This window comes from Allofrancisella guangzhouensis (assembly GCF_000815225.1).
GTDB lineage: Bacteria > Pseudomonadota > Gammaproteobacteria > Francisellales > Francisellaceae > Francisella > Francisella guangzhouensis.
Map to the genome: position 1 here is coordinate 245,982 of NZ_CP010427.1, position 24,198 is coordinate 270,179.

Sequence of the window (24,198 nt, forward strand, 5' to 3'; positions counted from 1 at the left end):
ATATCATTACTCGCTTTCTTTACAGCTTATATACCCTTTATCATCTACTGTACAGTTCCATGAGTTTCCAGCAGGGTCAGGTATATAATATCTCCAGGTGTTATAATCTTTTCCTATATTCATAACAAAATATATAGCTCCAGGCTCATTCTTAGACTTAAACGACAATGTGTCCGTTAGATCCTGAGGATGAACTAACTTTGTTTGATGGTCACTATCTAAGATTTGTTTGCTAAGAGAGTCATACGTTGCCTGAGCCATCTTATCCATAGAACTAGGTTGCTCATAAACTACCAGGTAATTATTACCCGCATTTGCCTGAGGAGAAGATTTTAAATTAACGTAAAACTGGTTTTTTGGTATAGTTGTTGTTGTACAACTTGATAGCAAAGCTAATGTAGCGATAGCTACACCAAAGGTAAGTTTTCTCATCACATATTCTCCATAATATTTACTTCATTAAGCATTTTAAATACATTATTAAATTGGATTTTAAATTTGATAGCTACGTTATTTTGCTTCCACGTATATGTGTCGCTGTCTTTGTTTGCTTTATCAAGAAGCTTTAGAAAAGACCAATAGCTTGAATGTATTTCGATAGAGTTAATTTGATCATGGTTATCTATATACCCCACAGAGCTAGATTGCTGCTCAAACCATTTATATTTTAGAGTTATAGGTTTCTGTTCGGTACTAATTCCTATGACTTTTTCATTACCAGCACTTAGGATAGTCATTTTAATAAAAGTATCATTTGCCAAAAGGGTATTCGGTGTTGGCATTATGTTTAATGTGATGTCTAAAGGTTTTGGTTTTCCAGATTTATCCCATAAAGAGTTTGTAAGTTTTTGGACACTATTAAGGGTACTAATCATATTTTGAGTGTTAGAGCCAAATAGATCTGGAATTTTAGCTGTCCATTGTTCATTTTTGTATTCAAATATTCCATACATATCTTTTTCAACAGTTTTCCAAAACTTTCCTTTTGGACCAAAGACTTCCGTAAGCTCCTTGGGAGAAGCAATTTTATTAAGATTTTCTGAAAAAGGATACCTCCCTTTCTGCTTATCAATTATTGATTCTATATCTTTTTTCCAAAGTTTGCTTTTATATTTGATAAGATAAGGTTTTCCAAAGTTCATAATATTCTTCAAAGGAGCAGTAAAAATAATAGAATTCTCTTCACTTATATTGTTTTTCTTAAGCAAAGAATTTACTTTACATAAGTAAGATTCTTTTGATTTTGTGTATAAGTTAAGAGTTATTTTATTTATAGCATCAGCTTTGTCATTAGAGTTATTAATTTCATTAGCTATATTTCTTATTATTTGATTATACTGGTTTATATCATTAGGGTTAGAAATCATTTTGTTAACATTTTGGAAATATGAATCAATTACGCTTAATTGAGGTATTTCCTTAAAAGCTTCTTTGTCAAAAGTCGTGTTCTTAACAAGAGTTTTTAACATATTATTAAACTGGGAACTAGTCGATGAGATAAGCAGCAAAGAAGAAACTATATCGTTAAGATTTATACTATGTTTATATGAAGTTATAAGCTTAATATATGATTCTTTATAATTGTGTATATACGTTTGTAAAGCATTATTATAGTAGTTATTAATAGCAGAACTATTAATACCATGTTTTTTTAGGAGATTAATAACTTTTTTATAAGAAGATATCTCTGGTAATACTATCTCTTTTAAACCAATTTTAGTATATAACATTGAGATATTACCATAATAGCTACCATTATCAGCTACATTAATCACAAATTGCTTTATGGTACTTTTATCTAAAAGTTTAGGCTTTGATAATACAAGATTATTCATTATGTCATTATAAACCGCCTGCATAATTACCTTGTACCAGCTTGGCTTTGTTATTTTTAGATCATTAGGTAAATGTTTTTTTAATTGTTTATTTGTTTTTTCTAACAAATCAAGAGCTGCCTGAAGATTGTCTACTCCAGTATCACTTGTTAATGGGACCAATCCTTTTATGTCTTTAAGCTCACCCGAAGTTTTAGTAGTATCTTTGATCTTATTGTAAAGATTTTCAAGAAACTCTCTATTGTATTCCGATAAAGAGTTTTTCATTTTAGGAAAAATTTTTTCCATAAATATGTTTATAACTTGTTGTTTTGCTACAGGTAGATCTATCTCCTCTAAAAATATATGTAAAGTTCTTAGGTTAACAGTGCTGTTGTCTACCACATATGATTTAGCCATTTCATAAACATGGGTATTAACAAATAAATCCTGGTATGTTAAATCATTAAGATCCTTAGTAGCTATATTTACGTTTAGTTTTGGTACAGAAGCGCTAACATACGTTGTAATAGCATCTTCAGGTATATTTGTTACTAAGCTCCATATTTTTATATTTGATTTTATTAGGTTTTGCAAAAGAACATTTTGAGGTGCAATAAGCATTAAGAAGACAAAAGTCCTATCTATACTATTTTCTGAGGATGAGGAATTTTCTAATAATTCTAAGAGTTGATGCTGAATTTTTACACTTTCATTAACATAAATTCCATGCTCTAACATTTTATCTGGATAAAGAAAGCTATCTATCAGTTTACTTTTTACTTCTAATATAGAATCTTTACTTAGATTAGTCGTCTGTATAACTTCTGTAGGTTTATTTGGAATAGTAAAAAGCTCTTGTTTATACTCACTAATGATATTTTTGTACTTAAAAATATTAGCTGTAAATATTATACCTAGCATGGTTGACATCGATCCAATACTTATCCATATCACCTTTTTAAAATTTTTTGTTTTGTATGGTTGATAACTAAAATCTCCCTGAAATAGGTTCTGGTTAATGCTAGCTGTAGTGTTGTTAAGATATAAAGCAACGTTCTGAATAGCTTTTGTTGTATCTATAAAGTCTAGTTTTTCTAAAAAATATTTATAACAACTATAGACATCGTTGATAAAATAACTAAAGTGCAAAAACTCTTGAGGTTGCTTTTTAAATAGTAGATTACTTGCTAGATTGTTTATCTTCTTAAGATAAAGCTCAAACTCCTCTTTTATATTTTGTGGATTTAAAGCTGGTGATAATAGAGGGATGTTATGTTTTGCAACACAATCAATAAAAGTATTATAGCTAGGATGCTTTTGAATATCAGCAACAGTTAAAACAAAATTAGGTAGTTTTTTGTAAGCTTTTGCTAGCTGAATTATTACTGATCTTAAACTCTTTACCTCTTCTAAAAAAAAAGTTTCATTTTTAACATTTATATGCTCAAATGAATAAACAATAGTTGGAATTTTTCCACAGATTGAACTAATTTTATGGCAGAATTTTCCTAATTCTTTATATATATGGTCTTCGTTAAAATTATTTAGTTCAAGGATATATGCCTGATCTGATAGATAATGATTATAGCTAGTGCTTTGAACTTTATATAATTCTATTCCTAAAGTTTTATTTGTCTCACTTTCGATAACTTTTGAGTTTGATGGATTTACATGAATAAAAAAATTAGCCTTATTTTTAAAAGATTTTTTTGTTTTTCTGTCAGCCTGAGATAATAATTGTCTAAAAGTTTTGTTTAGCCTTAGGGAATTTCCTACCCTAAATTTTGGAAGATACTTTCTTGAATTTTTGATATTAAAAACTAGTAATATAATAATAGCAACAATAAAAATTAATACAAAAGCTAATAATATTAAGATATATAAGTTCATATGTATTTACTCCAAAATCTTATTTTTTGCAATCTACACTTATTTTGAACGACTTATTATTCATCTCCAGGTTTGATGTAGAGCCATTGTCTGTAGGACAGTGGATTATTTTAAATGAGCTTTCTTTATTTCCAGGTATATAAGTATTTTGAATCATCGTAAGTTGTTCTTTGCGATCTTCAAAGATTATTCCTTGGTTTTGCTTTTTATCGCCAGCTGCAAACATGTCTTCTGGAGCAATGTAGCTTTTTATTTTCGTTAAGTTTGCATATTCTTGGAATAACTTAACTTCTACCTCTGTACCTGATTTTAAATAAAATAACATGTTTGCATATGAGAGTAAGGTCATATCAGCAGGTACAAATCTCTTATTTTCTGGTGTTAATTTTGTCCATAATTGAGAAGCCACTTTTACTTGGTATCTAGGTCTACTGGCTGCGTTGGGATCTAAAGTAGCTATCTTATCAAAACTACTATAGTCATCATTTACTGATACGCTTTTACTTGAATCTGCAGTATAGTTAAAAAGTTCAGTTGTGTGAGTCGCTTTTTCATCATCTGACTTTGTAGTGAAAATATATCCACTAATTTTTAGTGCTTTCGGAGCCGGGTAATCTTTATGTTCAGGCCATAGCTCCTTATTATATAAAAACAGATTTGAGTGGCAGTTAAACATTAAAGGAAGTTTACTATTTTTTAGAAGCTTATCTTCAAATTCAAAACTGGTTTTGTCTTCTATTATTTTGCCTTCTTGCCTATCTTCATATGCAAGAGGATGTCTTTTATCATTTTTTGCATAAAGAGGAGTCTTTTCGAGCTTTAATTCAACTTTATGTAAAACCATATTTTTATCATTCTTACCTAAAATAAGAGACCACTCATCTGATGCTAAACTAATAGTGTTTTGTAATGGCAGAATCGAGTATGAGCATGGAATAGAACTAGAGTTTATTTCCAAACCAATGTTTTTTGCTGCGACCCTATTCTTTAACTTAGTTTGGTAATTATCTATTTTTAGTTTAAATAGATTATTAATATCATGCTGTGTCGTATTGTTTTGTTTAAATGACTCTATTGTTTTAGGTATGTTATCTAACTCAGTAACTTTTAGCTGGTGTTTATCTGCAGATTTTGGATTTAGATTTATTACACTTTTTTCTGCCAAATATGGTTTATTATGTATATGCTTGATACCTTGTATATGCTGTTTATCTTCTTTTAAAATACTTTTAATAGGTTTAATTTTTGATAACAACCCAGAGTAGTCAGAAGTTATTGTATATTCATCGGTAGAATAGCTGTACAACAACATCAAATTGTATTGTTCTAAAATATAGCTTACATAAGCAAAAAAACCACCCTTATAACAACCATCTTCACAATTCATACAGATGAAAGGTAACTTTTGTTTAAGTGTTGCCTCGCTACTTTTGTCAAAAGTCAATTTGACTAGTTTATCAAAGGAAGTATTTTGCTCTATAAAGATATCATTATAGGATTGACCACTATACACACTCACCGGTTTTAGCTGTTTCCAAAAAAAACTCATTGAATCACAGAAACTTATTTTGTATAGACCATTACATTTAACTAAAGGTGAATTTACTCCTTTATTTAGCAGATCAAATTTTGGGGACCTTATTAAAGTTTCTCTCGTTTCAACGCTTCCAGAATATGCTGTAAACTTTATTTCTTCATTACTTAAATTCCCATTTTCTTTAATAAATGTTTTTTGGTCATCTCTCAAGAAAAATTCTTGTTTAACCAAAATTTCAAGTTGAAAAGGAAGCCCTTCTGTAAATATATCCATGAGCTTATTACTATATTCAGTTTGGTGTGGATATACGAAATCTACAGAACCAGAAAAACCTCTAGTTTCCAAAGAAAGCTTAAGCTCTTGTATATAGAAGGAATTAATTTCAATACTTTTATCTACCTGTAAGCTCAGTTTTTCATCAAAAGGTATTATTTTTAATCTTATTGTTTGTGTTGAGATTGTTGAATATGTATTTGGAAGTAGTTTTTTTATAAGAGATTTGTGTAATCTTTTGTTTAAGGCACTATTGTCTAAAAGTTCTTCATCTGTAGGTAACATGCCACTTAAGGCCGCATCTTGCTTAAAAAAACTATTAAATTTTTCTGTATATATTAAGTCTATAAGCTTATCTTGAGAAATTTCTTTGATTATGTTTAATAGTATTAAATTATTTATATTATCTTCTTCGCTCATAGTTTTTACACTTAGTTTTTTATGCCGGGTTATTCAATTTTACAAAAAAAAAGGAGTTTCAGTGGAACTTCTACACCAAAAAACTCATGAAGATTAAAAAATATCTAAGTTTTATGATCTTTATAGCCAATATTTTAAAATATTACCAATGTTTATTTATTTAATATTATATAAAAATTAAAGATAAAGTGCTGTAAAAAAAGGCTTTTAATTTTTTTTACTTGTTAGAATGAATCTTATAAATCAAGGCAAAAACCCTATTTTTATAAGATAGAGTGAAAAACAAAGAAATAGGAGAAATGTAAATGGCTGTAAATGATGAAATACCTAAATCACGATTAATGCTTCGTTATAAAACAGAAGTTGATGGCGAATTAAAAGATAAAGAACTACCCTTTAGACTTCTCGTTGTGGGCGACCTTTCTCAAGGTTTATCAAACGATAGAAAACAAGATTTTGATGAAAGGAAAATACGTCATATGGATGGAACAATAGACTCTATGATGAAAGATATGAACATGGAGCTAAATATTTCTGTCGCAAACCGTATAACTCCAACTAAGTCTCCAAATTTAGATGTCAAGTTAAAGATTGATTCAATGAAATCTTTTCAGCCAGGAGTGATAGCTGAAAGTGTTCCTCAACTTAAGTCTTTGATCAAGCTAAGAGAGATGGTTCAAGAATTCGAATCAACAGTTGATAACAATAAAGGTTTTCGCAATTTAGTAAAGGAAATCTTAAGAGATGAATCAACCCTGGAAAAAATAAAACAAGAGCTTCCAGCTTTAGAATCTTTCAAAATGGTTTCAGAAGAAACTACTGATAAAGAGGTTAATGTAGCTAAAGAGGAGGAAAAGTGATGTCTGAAATTACAGCAATAGAAATAAAGGATGAAATTAACCTATCAAGGTTATTTTCTAGTTTAAGTTTAGAAACAACGGAAAATATTCTACAAAAAGTTAACTATGAATATGTTACTGACTCAAATAATCAAACGGATATAACAACAGATGATGTTCTAAGACTTGCTGCAGGTTTATCTGCTATTTTTGCAAACGCAAAAAATGAAGATATGAATCTTTATAATAAGCATTTAACTCGTAATGTTATTAATCGTATTGATAGCATAATTGAAGAGCAGGTAAATGATATTATCCATAATGAAAAATTTAAAGCTCTTGAGAAACAATGGTTATCTATTAATGAAATTTACTTAGATAAACCAAATGACGCTCCTGTTAAACTTTCAATTTTAGATGTTTCAAAAGAAGAGTTATTAGATGACTTTGAAACTAATGCTGTTGATATTTCATCCAGTGATATGTTTAAAAAATTATATGTGAGCGAATATGACCAATACGGTGGAGAACCTTACGGTACAATGATTGGCTTGTATGAATTCCAAAACACACATGATGACATAAACTGGTTATCTCTAATGGGTAAAATAGCTACAGCATCACATGCTCCATTTATAGCAGCAGTTAGTCCTAAATTTTTCGGCTGTGAAACAGCTGAAGATTTAGCAGATATCAAAAATTTAGGTGCACTTATGGAACATCCTAAATATGGGAAATGGAACAATTTCCGTAAAACAGAGCAAGCTGCATATATTGGTTTAACGGTACCACAGTTCCTACTAAGAGCTCCATATCACCCAGATAATAATCCAACTATTGGTAAGTATATTAAAAATTTTAAAGAAAAAATAATAAATCCGCTTTCAAATCAAGAATACACCTGGGGTAACTCATCTGTACTATTTGCTAAAAATTTAATGAGGGCATTTAAAATTACAGGTTGGTGTCAAAGTATTAGAGGACCTCGATCTGGTGGTACTGTAGAAGGACTTCCTGCTCATACCTTTAATATAAGAGGTTATGAGGAGCTAAAGGTTCCTACTGAATTTGTTATACCAGATTATCGTGAGTTAGAATTTGCTAATGCAGGTTTTATGCCTTTTGTATATAAAAAAGGAACTTCTGAGGGCTGTTTCTTTAGTGTTAATTCATTAAAGATGGTTCAAGAATATAAAGATCCAAAAGATTCTGAAAACTCGCAATTAATAGCAAATATTTCTTACACATATTCTATTACTCGCTTAGCTCATTATATAAAAATGATAATGCGTGATCGTATTGGATCATCAGCTACAAAAGAGGCTATTACAAATACACTTTCTAGTTGGATTAATAGCTACGTTACAACAGTACCAAATCCTACTGACCTGACAAAAAGCTATTTTCCTTTTAAAGCTGCGGAAATATCTGTTGAGCCAATAGAAGGAAAAATCGGTTGGTATAAGGCAAATATTGCAATACTTCCACATGTTCAATTTGAAGGTATGGATGTTGAGTTAAGTGTTGATGCAAGACTTAACTCATAAATAGTTGGCATTTAAACAAATAAGGAGAGTAGAGATGTCAGATTTTATAGCTATCGACGGTCAAAAAATGGTTTTAACACCAAATTCACACCCTAGTGCAAATTTAACTAGCCCGTCACCGACCCATGACGCTGTTTTTTTAGAGCTTAAGTTTAGCGCAGAAGCTGGACCAGCAGATCTAAAATCAAAAATACCTTACTATGATGTAGGTACAACGTCTCCAGGCAGTGCTGCTGTGAATTTTAAGTTAGAACATGGTGATTTTGATGCAGTTAACCAAACTGTGGTCCTACACTTACGAACTACAAAAACAATCATTTCTGAGCTTAACAAGGCTATTACAAAACTCTTATCTTCTGGAGCAAAGGCACAGTTGAGTGTAGAAATAGCATCTGCTAATGATAAACAAACTGTAGACCAAGCTAATAAAGGTACCATTGTTAAATATTTTGACCCACAAGGAGCTAAGTTCACTATGTGTGAAGAAAAAACTCGTCAATTCCAACATCTTCTAGCCCATGAGTGCGGAGATTTATATAGCCGTTCAGCTACAAATAATGAAACTGAATTGACAGGAACTATTATTATCTCTGGTAAATGGGAAAAAGGCACACCAATTTCCACATGGACTAGTGACAGTACTCAGAAAATAGTTGTTGGTGTCGATAGTGGTAAATAATAAAGTAGATGTTGAAATCGATAGTATGAATAAAGCAACTAAAGAGCTAAAAAAACTATTTGACACTAACCAAGATTGGAAAGTCTGCAAACGGTCTAATCTTGAGGTTTTAAATGAATGTACTAAGCTTTTGGAAAACCGAAGTTTCCAAGAAGTAATAACCAAGATTATTAAGTACACTCAAGAAAATAGAGTATTAGATATACAATTGTTTTGCCTTTATTTACAAGCTTATTTTAACCTAAATAACTCAGCTGGTAATTTTGTATCAACACTAAGTATTTTGACAGAAATATTAGATAATTATCAGCTGATCTCCCCTATAAATAAAAAAAGTACTATTGTATTACGTAGCGTTATAGCTTTAATTAACGAAAGTAATAATGCTATTAATTATTATTATCCTGATTTTTTAGATAAACAATTACAACAAGTTAAAGAGTTCTTAGAGCAAGTTAAAGAGTTTTTGGCTTGTAATATTCAAGAGGTTGATTTAACTGATTTTAATAGCGCAAAAAACAAACTCTTAATTACTGTTTCTAAATATGTCTTGAAAGAAAACATTCAACTTAACCGGGAAAATACTGATAATGAGAAAGATGATATCTCTTTAGTTAAGTTAGAGAAAGAAAATCGATATAGTTTTTATTGGACTAATCTTTTATTAAGGGTAGCTAGATTTGTCAGCTTAGCTAACTCATTAGATGATGTGGTGAATAAGTTTGAGCTAGCATTACTTTTTGATTCGATTCAAACCGAGATACAGGATTTTAATCCAATTAAATATTTTCCTAACGAATTCCAGGGCTTCTTAAATTCTGTTACACCTGAAACTTACTCTCAAATTCAACAGATCATAGAGAATAGTAAAGGCTCTGCTTTATGGGAGTTTATGTTACAGAAAACACAAGCTGACATTGAGATAAACCCTGGAAATAAAAAAATCAATGCTGGAGATTTTAATATAGATGATATTTTGCAAGCTTCTAGTTATAAAAAGCATATTGAAAACAAGCATGATGAAAAAATTAATAATTATGAAGTCTCACAACGAAATAACGATGAAGATTTTAGTCCAGACTTTAATATTCTGGATTTATGATGATGAGCAAAAGTGACTTAAATAGCCTTATGACATCTTTATTTAATTAGCAAAGTGGAAGTAAGAATATGCAACAAATAAATTGGCACTTAGGACAAGCTGTTTTACCCGAGCATTTTACACTATCACAGCGCTTTTCAAATGAGCGTAATATACACCTATGTCAGGTTAATTCTGCTACAGATTTTTATGGTTTAGCAGAACTTAAAATAGATGAATCTTTATTTGACAAAAATATTTTTAGAATAGTGTCTTTACTATATATAACGCTTACTTCTGAATGCATTCATTATCAGCACTCAAACTTCCCTAAAGCCTTAGAGTTAAATTTAAATACTATAGATTCAACTATAGCCGAAATTGTTGTGCAGGTTGATAAAAAACCTTTGGTAGAGTACATTAAGGATGGTAACACAAAAATTCAAACAAAACTTCCAAATATTTCTGTAAGTGTGAATCCAGAAAAAATAGATGAATTATCTAGTTTCAAAGTGCTAACATTAAATAAATTAGCGGATGGTAAGTGGATAATTGGAGAGTTTCTACCACCTATTTTAACTACAAAAGTTTATAACTTTAACTTAGTGGTTGAAAAATTAAGTAACTTATTACAAATAACACTCTCATATCTTTTAAATGAAAAAATAGCTAACTCAGCGATGTCTGCTGTTAAACTTATGCTATTAAATAACGTTACACATAGTTGCAGTCAGCTTCAGTATTATATTTGGCAATTAGCATATAGTAAATATTCTCCTGTATTTATATTTCATGCTGCTCAAAATATATATTCGTGTTTGCTGCAATACCAGGAAATTGCCCAAATAGATTATACTTTAGTTTATAAACACGAGAAACCTCTAGAAAGTTTTCAGCGTCTAATTACAGCAACACTTGAGAAAATATTACATACAAAAGCTATAGAGTATAAGATTTTCAAGCCAATAGAAAATTTACTATCTACTGGTGTTATAGAGTTTGAGGCTTTAAATCGTAAAAAGCATTATTTAGTTGTGCGTAAACCAACACAAGAGTATAGCTACTCGCTTTCTGCAATTAAACTAACTTCTCCAAATAGAATTGAACATGTAAATAAATATGCCATGGTTGGTTTAAAGCTTTCTAAGTTAAACTTTAATCCTTTACCTATGTCGAGTGTTGATAAGTATTGTGATATATATGAAATCCTACCATCAAGAGAGTGGGACTATATCCTTAGTGAGCAGGTAATATCTTTGCTAAACAATAAAGATGTAAGTGATCTAAAGTTCGTTTATTACTATGTATAGCAGTTAGGTGATGATATATGGATAAGGCAGATTTAAAGAAAATATCACCAAATAAACTTAAGCAGCTTGACCTTATGGTACTGCTAAACATATTGCATCGTGTTGGCTTTAAAACAGAAAACATTATCTTTGAAAGCCGTTTAAGTCTCAGTCAATCTGGAAGGCTCATAGAAGATATAGTTTTTGATCAAGATGGTATTAAACTTATTGTAAATATGGGAATCTTATCAGCAAATTCAACCTTACCTGATCATTTATTAGATTTTTTTTCCATATTTAATGATTCTATGTCCTTTACTATCTTAAATGCTTTAGCAAGTAAGCTTCTAAAACATCAAATAAATATGCTTCTGATAGAACAGTCTGATAATTTAAAGCATTTATACCTAAATGGAGATGTTCTTTTTACAAGAAACGACAATTTTTTTTATTCATTATCATCATATAATAGTTTATTTGAAAGAACTTTAGCACAGTATCAATTAAATGCTAAGTCAGAATGGAAACTAGATTTAATTAACAAAGCTAGCTACTTAAATAAGAAAACAAATTTTACTAATATGCATCTTGGAAGTAAATTACTGTCATCTAGGTTACATCTTGTTATAACCCTCCAGTCAGAATATTTATTTAACGAAGATGAGTGTAAAGAAATTTCGCAGCACATAGAAAGGCTAGTATTAAGTAAAATTTTTGACATAAATAGAGAGTATATAATGGTAACTGTTTGGCTTATCGTTCACCCTATAAAAATAACTTTTATACCTTTTGCTTTATCACAAAATACTAAATTAATGAATTACAAAATAAAAATTTATGAAAGGGATGAGTATGGACACTAAATTTAAAGATCTTCAGTCAAAAGAACAGTTATACCATCATCTAGAATCAGATAAATATAATAAAGATGATATCTTAGAATCACCAGATCTAAAGGCTATTATAGATGCTGTAGAATATACAGTGCAACGTTCTACGCAAAGTATTAGAGATTTTTTATTACAAAAAAGATTTAATTTATTTTATAGCTACTATCCTTACTTTTTCCAACATGTACCAAATCATGCGATAGTAGAAGTAGCTACAAATCAAAATGATAAGTTTATAGATTTAGAGCTAGGTGAAGAATTTGTATTGAAGTTAGATGATAAAAAATTTAGGTTTCAGGCTGCTATACCTTTCATATTATCACCTTTTCAAGTAACAAATTGCTATATAGATAAATGTGTTATTAACATCGAACTTGATGCAATTAAACCTTTTAGGATTGATAGAAATCGCTTTTTGCTAAGCACTAATCCTTTAGTTATGAAAAACTATCAAATTTATCATCTTATAAATACTTTAAGAGAATATAAAGCAGCAAAGATGACACTATTCTCACATCAGCTGAATAAACCTATATCTACCCCTGTTTTCTTAAATTTTGACTTAAAACTTAACATTGGAATAACTCAAGAAATCATTTTGAAAGCGCTCACTCAAGCAGTATTTAGTAACTTTTATATAGAGTTTGAAAATTTACCAGAAGATTATCTTTTTTATAAAATCTTTTTAGAAATAGAAATTCCAGAAGCTAATAATATATCCAAACCTTTAGTTTCCAACAGTATAAAAACTAACCTACTACCCGTTTTTAACCTATTTGAAGATTATGCGATGAAAATTAATTGTGATTATACCCAAGAAAGCTATGGGATAAGACATTTAGACGGACCTAATGAATATGTTCCAACAAAATTATATAACGTTGAATACAATAAACAGACTGCTTACCATAGTCATCTGAAACTTAGCGACGCAAAGAGTTATGACTTGATATTTGAACCTTCTGGACATATGAGAATATCCTTCTTAAACCCTTCACTGGAAGAGCTTTCTGATTCTAATGAAATAGTTATAAATGCCCAATGGACACAGACAACCTCTGCTGATGTTGAAAAAAAAAATTATACATTTTTACCTTTGAGTAGAAGTATTGGTAGTCTGAAATTCAACATAATTCATAGTTACGGTTTTAGAAGAAATCAACTTTTAGAAAGAGCAGAAAACATCTTAAAAGTATTAAATATCATTAATGCTACAGGTCTTGACATTGATACCTTTAATACACTAGTTTCTCTTATAACAAACCAGGACATATATGCTATAGAGTTTATTAAAGAGAATCTTATAAGTATTGAGTCAAATGGTGAGTTTGCGTATGTAATATTCATAAGAACCGACTTATGTAAACCTGAGTTTATTTTTTGCGCGGATTTAGTACATATGTTTCTTGCTACACATCTTTCTAAAAGAATAGGTGCTCAAGTTAATTTCCAAATTAAAGTGATATAAGGAGTGTTTATGCATCAAGACATTATAGAGATTTTTATTACTATAAACTTTTTTATAGAAAATTATAACTCAGACACACAAATGCAGGATACTATAGCTTTTCGTGACGAAATAATTACTAAAACAAATAATATACATAACACGGTCTACCAAGAGCATGGCGAGAGAGCTAGCTTTTACATAGCTTTTGCAATATATAGTTATTGTGACGAAATGGTTAATAAAATAAATTTTAAAACAGATAGTGGTATTACCAATTGGCATTTACTCCAAGAAGAGGTTTACCAGCGAAATGATGGTGGCGACTATTTTTTTGAAATAGTAGAAAGCATTCTTGATAATCCTGTATTTCCTAAAGTAGTAGCTCAGGTTTTATACTTAATATTAGCGTTAGGATTTAAAGGCTGCTATATCGGCTTACAAACTGAAATAGATAAATATAAAAATAAACTTAGTGTGATATTGCCTGATCAGGATGTAGGCGATATTAATTTTCCAACATTTAATAGTCCAGATAGTAAATTTAGAAAAACTTATAAAACACGACTCTTTAGAGGTATATTTTTGGCAAATATTTGTTTTCCTATTTTTGCTTATTTTGGCATATTGCTTATTAGATAGTAGCAGATCATCAAAAGGAGATAATAATGAGTAATTTTGTAGTAAATAATGCACTTTTAAAATGTTCTTTTGGTACTACACCAACTCCTTTGACAATATTGCCCAAAGGTTCATTAGTAAAAGGGCAAAGCCAGCTTGCAGCTACTATAAATGATCATATTCCTATGGTAAATATTAAACCATTTGGAATGTGTAATAGTCCCTCAAACCCAGCTGGAATGGGAAAACCAATAGTACCTACTCCATGTCCATGTGTTCCTATAATACCATCTCCATGGACACCACCAGCAACTAAAACAAAGGTTAACGGTCAACCAGCTTTGCTAAAGAACGCAATATGTATGTGTGTTTGGGGAGGTCAGATAAGCATTAATACTCCTGGACAGATGATTATTACGGCTAAGTAGGAGAATCGAGCTAGTGTAACTATAAGGAGGCTTTGATATGAAGAATTACTAATTAAAGATGTTAAACCAAGTTAAGATATTGGAGGGAAACATACAATGGCATATGATTTAGAATTAGCAATAAACTTTAGTAAGTTTGTTGATGAAACAAATAGTTTAAATCCTCATTACCATTCTATTTTTAAATTTGTTGGAGATCGACTTAATAAGTACGATTTAGATCGTTTTAATAATAACTCAAATGCTTGGATAGGACAAGTTCAATACGAAAGATATAAAGGGGCTGAACCTTACGAAATCCTTCCACACTCCAGTTTTAGTTTTCGAAAATATGAAAAACTTGCACCGGTGCTTAACCTTACTTGTAATTTTGATAATAAACTCTTTCCTAAATATGTGGGCTTGTTGAAACAACACATTTTAAATAAATACATTAATCCAAATAAAAAAATAACAAAGATAAGAGTTTTTATTTCTGGTCATGGTGCTGATAATATGAGGTTTGGAACAGGAGACGGAAAGTTAAATCACGGTTTTGTAAGCTATAGTAATGTTATTTCTATCTTAGATAATATTCTTTTATCCTCTTTAGATCTAAACAAATTAAATGCCGATATCCAACTTATATCATGCAACGCTGGTATTAGAAACTATCATGAAGAATTTTTCAACTTACTGGTTGAAAAATATAAAGATACGGGTTTTAATTTTAATGTTACAGGTTATTTAGAAAATATCACGTTAGAAAGTGTTCTAAGCAGTGATAAGTTTGCTTTATCAAAAACAAAAATGAAACCCGAAATATATGATAAAAAAAATCCACTGATTTATAGCCTAGTAAATTCTGAAGATGTATCAGGTATTAGATCATCATTTAATAAAATAGTTAATAAAATAGAAAAAATAAAAAAGTATAATAGCGCTACTCTTAGTGAAATATTTAAAGCTAGAGATCAAGCATTAAAAGACAGTGATCAAAAATATAACTTAATTTTTATAGACGTGCTAAGAGGACTACTTATTAATAGAATTGATGAGCTTGAAACTAATGAGTTTGAAAGAGAAGATTCAATTGCATGCCAAACTACAACAGTTGTTGAAAAAGAGGAGACGTTGCAAAGTAGTCTAAATAGGTTTTTATTACAAATCACTTCACTTAAAAAGTATTTTATTAACCATATGAAAGATTGGTATCATAAGCGCTGCGAGTTATTACAAAAAAGTGGCTGCTGAAATATTATCGACCTGCGATATTTATACTTTTCAATATAAAAGACTTAATTTTTTTTTAAGCAATAACCTATCACTATCTTTATAGGCTTGCTCAGCAAAATCACCCATCCATAGTTTTACAGCTTTAAAATTTTCTATAAAAGCTTGTTTATCACCTTTGGTAATAACTTTTGAATTTTCAGCAACAAATTCAGCAAATTCAGCGATAGCTTCTTGTCTATTTTCGTCAGACATAATAATATCGGCATACAATCCTGGTCCTTGGCTAAATAGTCTACCGACTATGTTTAGCTCCATTTTATATACAGGACTGGCTAGTTTTAACATTTTTGAGATATCGATATTTTTATGTTTTAGAAACATGCCTAAACAATATACGCTAAAATGTTCGATCCCTTGAATAAAAGTCATAGCCTTATCATGATCTTTAGCTGTCATTTTTTCGATAGAAAACCCAATTTTAGCTAAATCATTAATAAAGTATTTATACTGCTCTTGATACCTACCATCACAAACTACAATCACTTGTTTTTCCGGGTGTTTTATAGTTGGTCCAAAAATTGGATGTAGTCCAACCACAGGTCCATCATAATACTCTAACATAGCATCTAAAGGCTCTTGTTTTATACTTGTATAGTCTGCCAGTATAGTCCCTAAAGAGAGGTATGGAATAACTTTTTTAATGATTTTTTCGGTTAAATATATAGGCACAGATAGTATAACTATATCTTGGTTAGCAAGCTTACCTTTGGGATTATTCCAATCATTTTCTTCAAAAATAGTAAGCTTATATTCTGGTAAAAACTTTGAAAAAATATATTGGGACATCTGCCCCATTTCACCATTACCACCAACTATACAAATTTTTTTCTGCATTTTTACACCTTAAAACTAAAAGTTACGGGACCATCATTTATTAATGAAACTTTCATATCAGCTCCGAATATACCTGATTGTGTGTTTGGATATTTATCTCTAAATATTTGTAATAAATTTTCAAATTTATCCTTAGCAATAGCAGCAGGACAACCATCACTAAAGCTAGGACGATTACCTTTAGTGGTATTAGCTGCTAAGGTAAACTGTGGAACTAGGATAATTCCTCCACAAATATCTTGTAGTGATAAGTTCATCTTGTCAGCAGCATCTTCAAATATACGGTATTTTAGGATTTTATCAGTTATTTTATTAAAAACTTTACTATCATCTTCTTTTTCAACACATACCAGAGCTAAAATGCCTTGATTTATTTTAGCTATAATTTCATTATTTACTAGAATACTAGCAGAGCTAACTCTTTGAATAATGCTAATCATATTGAGTAAACTTTTTTACTAATTCTTATTATTATAAATAATCTTGTACGTCATGTATTTAAAATATTTAACTAATACTTAACAAAACTTATCTATTTAAAAACCTAAAACTGATATTGTACGTTACAAATATTGCTACTCACACTTAACTTTAGCAGTTGAGATTGTTGAGTATTTACTTTAATATACCCCATAATTTACTCTATTTTTTGCCTAAAAAATATAAACTTTACGAGCTTCTATGAGAAAATTATTGTCACAAAATAAAATTATAATCACTACCTATTTTTCCCTTTATCTGATTATCTGGGTTGGACTAAGCCTTTTGATATACGATGCAAACGCACTACCTATAGATGTCGCAGAAAATATAGCTTGGTCAAAACATCTGCAAATAGCCTTTGATAAACATCCATTCTTAGGGGCATTTTTTATAAAGTTAGTATTGCCTTTTTCACCCTCTACTATGGTAGCAAATTTATTAGCTAGCAGTATTTGTTTGTTAGTGACTCTACTTTACACTTATAAAGTAACTAAGCTTTTTATGTCAAAAAATGAGTCTATTGTTATCATTATACTCAGTAGCTGCGGAGGTATTTACACAGCTTTAAATTTTGTTGACTATAGTCAAAATTCTATAGTTTTGCCATTTTGGGTAATGTCTTGCTATTATTTCACTTTAGCCATGAGAAGCAATAAAGTTATTTATTGGATTACACTTGGCTTGGTATGTGCACTAGGGTTATATGCTAAGCTAGAAATGGGGTTAATTATTTTATGTTTAGCACTTTATCTAGTTTTTAATTACAAAAGAGAGTATTTGAGTAAAGTTTTTATTTCTTTTTGGATTTTTATAGTTAGCTTAATTCCACTTATTTGGTGGTTATTTTATACAAACTTTGCTTTGATAAATTACGCATTAAATAGATACTCTGGACTACGTGCAACAGATCATAATATTATAATCAACTTTTTATTAGCACAGTTAAATAACTTATCTACAATTGGTATTATCGCTGTTCCAATATTATGTATTTTGATTTTATTAAAAATAGGTATGTTCAAAATAGAAAAAAACATCGAAATAACTTTTTTTAAAAGGTTAAGACAACCTTTAGTTTGCTATGGCATATATCCTTTATTATTTTTCTTTGCTTTACAAACTTATAAAGTTCATATCGAATATGGCTGGTTAATTCCAATTATGTCGCTGACTTTGCCAGCTATGTTTTATTTGTTGAATATTAAAATAAGAGAATTATCATTAAGAAAGATTGTATATGTAGTACTTTGTTTCCAAATTTTGATTTTTATAGTATATAACTTGTTTGGCTATTTCACACCGATGAAAGATCCTAGAACATTGTCAAACCATGTAGCACTAAAGGCAGAAGAATTTTGGCAACAAAATGAAAACCAGCCATTGACAAATGTTATAGGATATTTTTCTATATACATTACACCTTTTATTTCAGACATCGCGACTGCACATAGAAGCTTTGAAGATACCAGAATTCCAACGAATACTGTTTCACTTGGTGTCCTTTCTGACTGTAATACCAAAGATAATGATGCTTATCTTAAATCTCTCGGCTATACGGTAGGTAAACAAGAGTGTATAACTATAGATAGAGTTGGTAGATACTCTAAACAAAAGCAGAATTTCACATTATACATTTTAGAAAAAAGTTAGCCTCTGAGGCTAATCTCTTTTAATTTAAGTAGAGACTACTTTTTTATTTATAGAAAAGGTCCAAAACCACAAAACCAAAGCATACACCCCCCACCATTCAATAATACTTTGATTTTCGTATGTTGGCGCCATAAAAATAGAAGCAATGGAGGTGATTGCTGTTATAGCTAAACAAAAGTACCTAATAAATATAGGTTTTTTGTTAACTTTATGAGAATACTTATATTCAATTATGCTATACCATACTTGGCAGATAGTCATAGATACAAAAAAGATAGAAACACACTTTATATGAAATTGTAAAGGCGTGTTATCTCCATCAATAACAGAGGTACCAATGATTAATCCCACACAGCCTATAGCTGCTAGAAAAAGCATAAAGCTACCTTGCTTAACAATAGCTCTGTTATAATCACTAATTTGGATTAGCCATTCTTTTATAAAAAAGAAAATAATAGCCATAAGTGTTGCTGTAGGTATTAAAACAGCTTTTAGCATATATGATTCAAATGGATAAAAGCCTGCATGGGTTATATCAGAACATCCAGATATAAAAGGGTTACATAACTTATTGTGACCATTAACAATAGATATAAAGTATATGGCTAAAAAAAGTACAGCTACAGAAATAGTAGTTATAGATATAAGTTTTTTTGGGTTAAACTCTGCTTTCATAATTCTACGTTTGGTATGTTTTAACTTGTTTTTATTACAGTTATGCTACCATAAACTACCAAAATTACTAATTTAAAATAACTTTTAGTTCTATAGGTTGTTGCCACTTATATTTGTTAATTGTGGTAAACAACATTTACCTTTTTCCTTTCTATGGTATAATTTTTGGGTTTCTTTAAAAACATAGAAAAATAAAGGATTTAAAAATGCCGTTTGTAGTAACAGAAAGCTGTATAAAATGTAAATATGGCGATTGTGTTGAGGTTTGCCCTGTAGATTGCTTCTATGAAGGACCAAATATGTTGGTTATAAATCCAGATGAGTGTATTGATTGTGCTTTATGTGAACCAGAATGTCCTGTTAGTGCTATCAAATCTAGCGATGATCTTACTGAAAAAGAAGAACAAATGTTAGATTTAAATAAAGAGTTAGCAAGTTTATGGCCAAATATAGTAGAAAAATGTCAACCATGCGAAGATGCTGATAATTGGGCGTCTGTAACAGATAAACTAAAATATTTAGAAAAATAAATTTTATCAATAAAGACCCTAATATTTTATTTTAGGTTTGATATTAGAGACAACTTTATCAGAAAATCTCTCCTGAAAAAGTGTATAATAAATACCTGAGAAAAATGATTATATTTAGTAATTATCGTTTAAATTATAGCTAGTCTGTAAAAAATATTGTCAAGCTATGCTGAACTAAGTTCGGCATAAGCTTTGAGTGTAGCATCCATTTTAAATGAGATTAACTAAATTGTGAATCCTATGGTCATACTTTGACTACGCTCAACAACTAAGCCCATAGGATAACTATAATTTTTTGTAGATTTTTTAACATTTATATTTATGGAGACAAATAAATGAAATCTTTTCTAAAAAAGATTTGGAATATTTTAATGTGGGCAAGGATGACAGCTTTTCAGCTTTATTCTTTTGCTGTGATTGGTGGCTGCAGTATTCTTATAAATACTTTTGCTTTTTTTAAGTTGCCATTATCTTGGAGAATGGCTGTATGCTACGTTTGGACATACCTTTATTGGATAGGAATGTTAGTGTTTTTACAAGTTTTTATCCGTGTTACAGGTAAGGCTAATATAGATAAAGATTATCCTTGTATATATATCTCAAAACACCAATCGATGCTTGAAACTTTTATGTTTTATGGACTTATTGGGAAATGCCATTTTATAATGAAAAAAGAGCTTTTTGATACTCCTATATTTGGCTCTGCTATGCGAAATTTAGGTAGCATAGCCATAGATAGAGATAAGCCTAGAGAATCTTTAAAAAAGGTTGTTACAGAAGGTAAAGAGAGTTTAGCAAATGGAATAAACGTTGTAATTTTTCCAGAAGGTACAAGAGTTAAGGTAGGAGAATACCCAGAATTTCAGCGTTCAGCTATGAAGTTAGCTTCTGATGCAAATGTTTTTATAATACCTGTAGCACATAATTTTGGTAGGTTTTTTCCAAAAAACTGGTCCGAAGTTATCAAACCAGGAGTAGCTAGAATGGATTTTGGTAAAAGAATAGACCCTAACAATTATGATTCAAAAGAGCTAACTAGCCTTTGCCATAAGGTTATTAATGAAAAAACAAAAGAGTTTAATGGTTAACTAAGGGATCTAATAATGAAAAAAATGCTCCATTTTTTATTAGTAGTACGGATGCATATTTTCAAGATATATGCATATATAGTGCTTATGTTCTGCTGTATTTTGATGAATACAGTTGGCGTGCTAGGGGCCTCTTTAAAGGTTAGGCTTTTTGTATGTTGGTTATGGTCATGCTTGTATAGATTAGGGGTACTTATTATTTTACAAATCTATGTAAAGATTGAAGGTAAAGAAAATATTCCTAATACTCCTTGTATCTATATCTCAAAACACCAATCAATGCTTGAAACTTTTGTCTTTTATGGTTTAGTTAGAAAGTGTTGTTTTGTTATGAAGCAAGAGTTATTAGAAAAACCAATATTTGGTAAAACAAATGAATTTGCTGAGGCTATAGGTGTAGATAGAGATAAAGGTCTCTCTTCTATGAAAAAAGTTATTGAAGAAGGAAAAAACAGGATAAAAAATAAAGGTTTAAGTATAATAATTTTCCCGGAAGGTACTAGGGTTCCTGTAGGTGAATATCCTAAATTTCAGCGTTCAGCCATGAAACTGGCAATAGTAACTGAAACGCCAATAATACCAGTAGCACATAATTTTGGCTTATATTTTGGACGTAAAAAAGGCGATTTTATAAAACCAGGTATCGCTAGAATGTCTTTTGAACCTGCGATAGATCCTAAAGCATACAGTATGTCAGAGTTGGCAGATAAATGTTATGACATTATAAATACTAAAACTAAGTCTTTTGGTGGTTAAATTATTCAATAATAAACCCAGCAATTATTGGATTGTGGTCAGATATTTTTTTACAATCTAAAACACAAGCTTTATCTAATTTTAGACCCCTGTAGAGAATAAAATCAAGGTGATTTTTTTGAAAAGATTTTACAAGTTCAGGCTCATCTAAAAAAGCTGTTTTAAACTTAAACTCTCGACAAAAATCTTTTATTAGCTTTACTCTTTTTCTGTTCCAAGTATTAAAATCGCCAGCTATTATGATAGGATTTTTATACTTTAGAGGGTCGATGATTTGTTTTATTTTTTGAAACTCATACTCATAAACCTTATTACTTTTAAAATTTATAGCATGAATATTTACTACTACTATTTTTTTATCATTGATTTTAACATGACTTATTAAAGAAGCTTTGTGAGTTTTTATAACAGACTCTCGATGTGTTGTAAGAATTTTAATATTTTTATCCACAGGATAATGGCTTACAGTTGCCACACCGTAATTATGATTTCTTAAGACGATGTTAGAGGCAAAATTTATATTAAAATTCTCTATTGGGAATACGGTATCACTATGGTAGACAGCTTCTTGTAGGCAGAAGATATCTACATTATGTTCGTAATGTATACTTTTTATATAAGACCTGAACGCTTGGGGATTTTTATAGTCTATCTTAAAAGTGTTCCAACTCATTAAACAGAATTTATTTTGGAATTCTTGAAAAGAGTTTGCTCTAAACATATAGTTTTACACTAAAAGTATTTAATAAAGATATTATAGCTTAAAACAGCAATCTGTTTTAATTAGAAGTACATTTACTAGCTTTACAAGTGACTAATCTTAATACAACATATCCGAATATTCCAGATAGTATAGAACCTGTTAGTACTCCTAGCTTGACAAGGTTTAGAGTTTGATTGCTGTCAAAGGCAAGTGTACCTATAAACAAACTCATTGTGAAACCTATGCCACATACTAAGCCTATTCCATATAGTTGAGCGTTTGATAGGTTCTTAGACATAGGGAAAAATTTAGTTTTTTTAAAGATAAATAAAATAGTAAATATCCCTAATTGCTTACCTATAAACAAACCTAAAATGATCCCTAAAGTTATAGGCTGAAAGAGCATCGAAAAGGTAATTCCAGAAAAATTAATTCCAGCGTTAGCAAAAGCAAATACTGGTAATATAAAATATACAACCCAAGGATGTAATGATTCTTCCATAAACCTAACAGGAGATTCTTTATCGTTTTTATTTTGAAAAGGGATACACATCGCAGTTGCAAACCCTGCTAAAGTAGCATGCACACCTGATTTAATAGTACAAGCCCAAGCAAAAAAACCTAGTACAACATATAAAGAAATTCTTTTAATTTTGAATACAAAATTACAAATAAACATCAATCCAATAAACATTGTCCCTAAAAGTAATGAAGATACAGATAAATCAGTTGTATAAAATATAGCGATGATAACAATCGCTGCAATATCATCAAAAATAGCTATAGTTACAACTAGTAGTTTAAGAGTAGGTGATACCCTAGAACCAAGCAAAGCTAAAATTCCCAGTGTAAAGGCTATGTCTGTTGCTGAGGGGATAGCCCAACCAGCTATAAAGGTAGGATAATTTATATTTATAAGTAGATATATTAAAGATGGTACTAGTAAGCCTAAAAAAGCTGCTATTGCTGGGACGATTACATTTGTTGGTTTTGATAAAGCCCCAACTAATGATTCTCTTTTTATTTCTAAACCAACATATAGGAAATAGATAGCCATTAGGCCATCATTTACCCAGTGTATTAGGTTTTTATCTATAATTAGATTACCTATACCTATTTTGGCATTTACAGTTTCAAGCATACCGTAATATAAAGATAAAGGAGTATTATTTACTACAATGGCCACTATAGCTGCTGTAAAAAGTACTAAGCCACTAATAACTTCCTGCTTGTTAGACGGTACACTCATTTTTACTGTTTTGAGAAAATATTTTTCATAATGTTTATTATCTAATAGCTTAGGATATAATTCTACTACTAAAGAAGAAAACCTCTTATTGTATAATTTTTGCTATAACAAATAAAATAATGTTAAATGTGGTTAAAAGAAAAAGGGTAATCGAGACTAAAAATACAACAAAAAAGTATAATTTACAATCCTTTTAG

The 24,198-nt window shown here is 30.0% G+C and carries 22 protein-coding genes; 14 read left to right on the top strand and 8 right to left on the bottom strand.

The window, feature by feature from the left end:
* Nucleotides 1-6: 6 nt before the first annotated feature.
* Genes iglE through SD28_RS01180 form a run of 3 tightly spaced genes read right to left on the bottom strand, consistent with a single transcriptional unit; the run spans nt 7 to nt 5,937 of the window.
* Entirely contained in the window at nt 7-432 is a 426-nt protein-coding gene (iglE, locus tag SD28_RS01170; protein ID WP_039123279.1) for a type VI secretion system lipoprotein IglE, read from the bottom strand.
* Nucleotides 432-3,707 (bottom strand): cation-binding protein, encoded by a 3,276-nt coding sequence (locus SD28_RS01175; RefSeq protein WP_052251848.1) that lies wholly within the window; start codon nt 3,705-3,707, stop codon nt 432-434. Before SD28_RS01175 ends, iglE begins: the two co-directional genes overlap by 1 nt.
* A 19-nt stretch (nt 3,708-3,726) precedes the next feature.
* On the bottom strand, nt 3,727-5,937 hold the full coding sequence (locus SD28_RS01180; protein ID WP_039123281.1) for a hypothetical protein: 2,211 nt from the start codon (nt 5,935-5,937) through the stop codon (nt 3,727-3,729).
* Between the two features lie 305 nt (nt 5,938-6,242).
* Between SD28_RS01180 and tssB the strand changes: the two genes are divergently transcribed.
* The 10 genes from tssB (at nt 6,243) to SD28_RS01230 (ending at nt 15,991) form a co-directional block, all read left to right on the top strand.
* A complete protein-coding gene (gene tssB, locus SD28_RS01185; protein ID WP_039123283.1) occupies nt 6,243-6,797 on the top strand; it encodes a type VI secretion system contractile sheath small subunit in 555 nt (184 codons plus the stop codon).
* Nucleotides 6,797-8,323: a type VI secretion system contractile sheath large subunit gene (tssC, locus tag SD28_RS01190; protein WP_039123286.1), complete on the top strand. Its 1,527-nt coding sequence runs from the start codon at nt 6,797-6,799 to the stop codon at nt 8,321-8,323. The genes tssB and tssC overlap by 1 nt, the downstream gene beginning before the upstream one ends.
* 34 nt (nt 8,324-8,357) lie before the next feature.
* Nucleotides 8,358-9,002 carry a hypothetical protein gene (locus SD28_RS01195; RefSeq protein ID WP_039123288.1) on the top strand — a complete coding sequence of 215 codons (645 nt, stop codon included), beginning with the start codon at nt 8,358-8,360 and terminating at the stop codon, nt 9,000-9,002.
* Nucleotides 8,992-10,104: a type VI secretion system protein IglI family protein gene (locus tag SD28_RS01200; protein WP_244877006.1), complete on the top strand. Its 1,113-nt coding sequence runs from the start codon at nt 8,992-8,994 to the stop codon at nt 10,102-10,104. The genes SD28_RS01195 and SD28_RS01200 overlap by 11 nt, the downstream gene beginning before the upstream one ends.
* 68 nt (nt 10,105-10,172) lie before the next feature.
* On the top strand, nt 10,173-11,393 hold the full coding sequence (gene tssK / locus SD28_RS01205) for a type VI secretion system baseplate subunit TssK (RefSeq protein ID WP_039123290.1): 1,221 nt from the start codon (nt 10,173-10,175) through the stop codon (nt 11,391-11,393).
* Nucleotides 11,394-11,410: 17 nt separating this feature from the next.
* Complete coding sequence (locus tag SD28_RS01210; RefSeq protein WP_039123292.1) at nt 11,411-12,235, top strand: hypothetical protein; 825 nt, start codon at nt 11,411-11,413, stop codon at nt 12,233-12,235.
* A complete protein-coding gene (iglH, locus tag SD28_RS01215) occupies nt 12,225-13,730 on the top strand; it encodes a type VI secretion system baseplate subunit TssF/IglH (protein ID WP_039123295.1) in 1,506 nt (501 codons plus the stop codon). Before SD28_RS01210 ends, iglH begins: the two co-directional genes overlap by 11 nt.
* Nucleotides 13,731-13,739: 9 nt before the next feature.
* Nucleotides 13,740-14,351 carry a DotU family type IV/VI secretion system protein gene (locus SD28_RS01220; RefSeq protein ID WP_039123297.1) on the top strand — a complete coding sequence of 204 codons (612 nt, stop codon included), beginning with the start codon at nt 13,740-13,742 and terminating at the stop codon, nt 14,349-14,351.
* Between the two features lie 26 nt (nt 14,352-14,377).
* Nucleotides 14,378-14,758 carry a DUF4280 domain-containing protein gene (locus tag SD28_RS01225; protein ID WP_039123299.1) on the top strand — a complete coding sequence of 127 codons (381 nt, stop codon included), beginning with the start codon at nt 14,378-14,380 and terminating at the stop codon, nt 14,756-14,758.
* A gap of 96 nt (nt 14,759-14,854) precedes the next feature.
* Nucleotides 14,855-15,991, top strand: a complete 1,137-nt coding sequence (locus tag SD28_RS01230) for a hypothetical protein (protein WP_039123302.1) — start codon at nt 14,855-14,857, stop codon at nt 15,989-15,991.
* Between the two features lie 30 nt (nt 15,992-16,021).
* Here the strand turns inward: SD28_RS01230 and tyrA are convergent, their stop codons facing one another.
* Complete coding sequence (gene tyrA, locus SD28_RS01235) at nt 16,022-16,867, bottom strand: bifunctional chorismate mutase/prephenate dehydrogenase (RefSeq protein ID WP_039123304.1); 846 nt, start codon at nt 16,865-16,867, stop codon at nt 16,022-16,024.
* 2 nt (nt 16,868-16,869) lie between these two features.
* Nucleotides 16,870-17,307, bottom strand: a complete 438-nt coding sequence (gene dtd, locus SD28_RS01240) for a D-aminoacyl-tRNA deacylase (protein ID WP_039123306.1) — start codon at nt 17,305-17,307, stop codon at nt 16,870-16,872.
* 241 nt (nt 17,308-17,548) lie between these two features.
* On the opposite strand from dtd, the gene SD28_RS01245 reads away from it, so the two are divergent.
* Nucleotides 17,549-19,000: a glycosyltransferase family 39 protein gene (locus SD28_RS01245; protein ID WP_052251849.1), complete on the top strand. Its 1,452-nt coding sequence runs from the start codon at nt 17,549-17,551 to the stop codon at nt 18,998-19,000.
* Between the two features lie 24 nt (nt 19,001-19,024).
* On the opposite strand, the gene SD28_RS01250 is transcribed toward SD28_RS01245, so the two are convergent.
* Nucleotides 19,025-19,675, bottom strand: a complete 651-nt coding sequence (locus tag SD28_RS01250; protein WP_039123308.1) for a Frag1/DRAM/Sfk1 family protein — start codon at nt 19,673-19,675, stop codon at nt 19,025-19,027.
* 206 nt (nt 19,676-19,881) lie between these two features.
* Here SD28_RS01250 and fdxA point away from each other — a divergent pair, with 206 nt between their 5' ends.
* From fdxA to SD28_RS01265, 3 genes are all read left to right on the top strand, one after another.
* Entirely contained in the window at nt 19,882-20,205 is a 324-nt protein-coding gene (gene fdxA, locus SD28_RS01255) for a ferredoxin FdxA (RefSeq protein WP_039123310.1), read from the top strand.
* A gap of 335 nt (nt 20,206-20,540) precedes the next feature.
* The gene (locus SD28_RS01260; protein WP_039123312.1) at nt 20,541-21,293 is read left to right on the top strand and encodes a lysophospholipid acyltransferase family protein; all 753 of its coding nucleotides are present in this window, start codon (nt 20,541-20,543) and stop codon (nt 21,291-21,293) included.
* A 15-nt stretch (nt 21,294-21,308) separates the two neighbouring features.
* Nucleotides 21,309-22,049, top strand: a complete 741-nt coding sequence (locus SD28_RS01265; protein WP_039123314.1) for a lysophospholipid acyltransferase family protein — start codon at nt 21,309-21,311, stop codon at nt 22,047-22,049.
* Nucleotide 22,050: 1 nt separating this feature from the next.
* Here the strand turns inward: SD28_RS01265 and SD28_RS01270 are convergent, their stop codons facing one another.
* Complete coding sequence (locus SD28_RS01270; protein ID WP_039123316.1) at nt 22,051-22,770, bottom strand: endonuclease/exonuclease/phosphatase family protein; 720 nt, start codon at nt 22,768-22,770, stop codon at nt 22,051-22,053.
* Nucleotides 22,771-22,828: 58 nt separating this feature from the next.
* On the bottom strand, nt 22,829-24,001 hold the full coding sequence (nhaA, locus tag SD28_RS01275) for a Na+/H+ antiporter NhaA (RefSeq protein WP_039123318.1): 1,173 nt from the start codon (nt 23,999-24,001) through the stop codon (nt 22,829-22,831).
* Between the last annotated feature and the right edge of the window lie 197 nt (nt 24,002-24,198).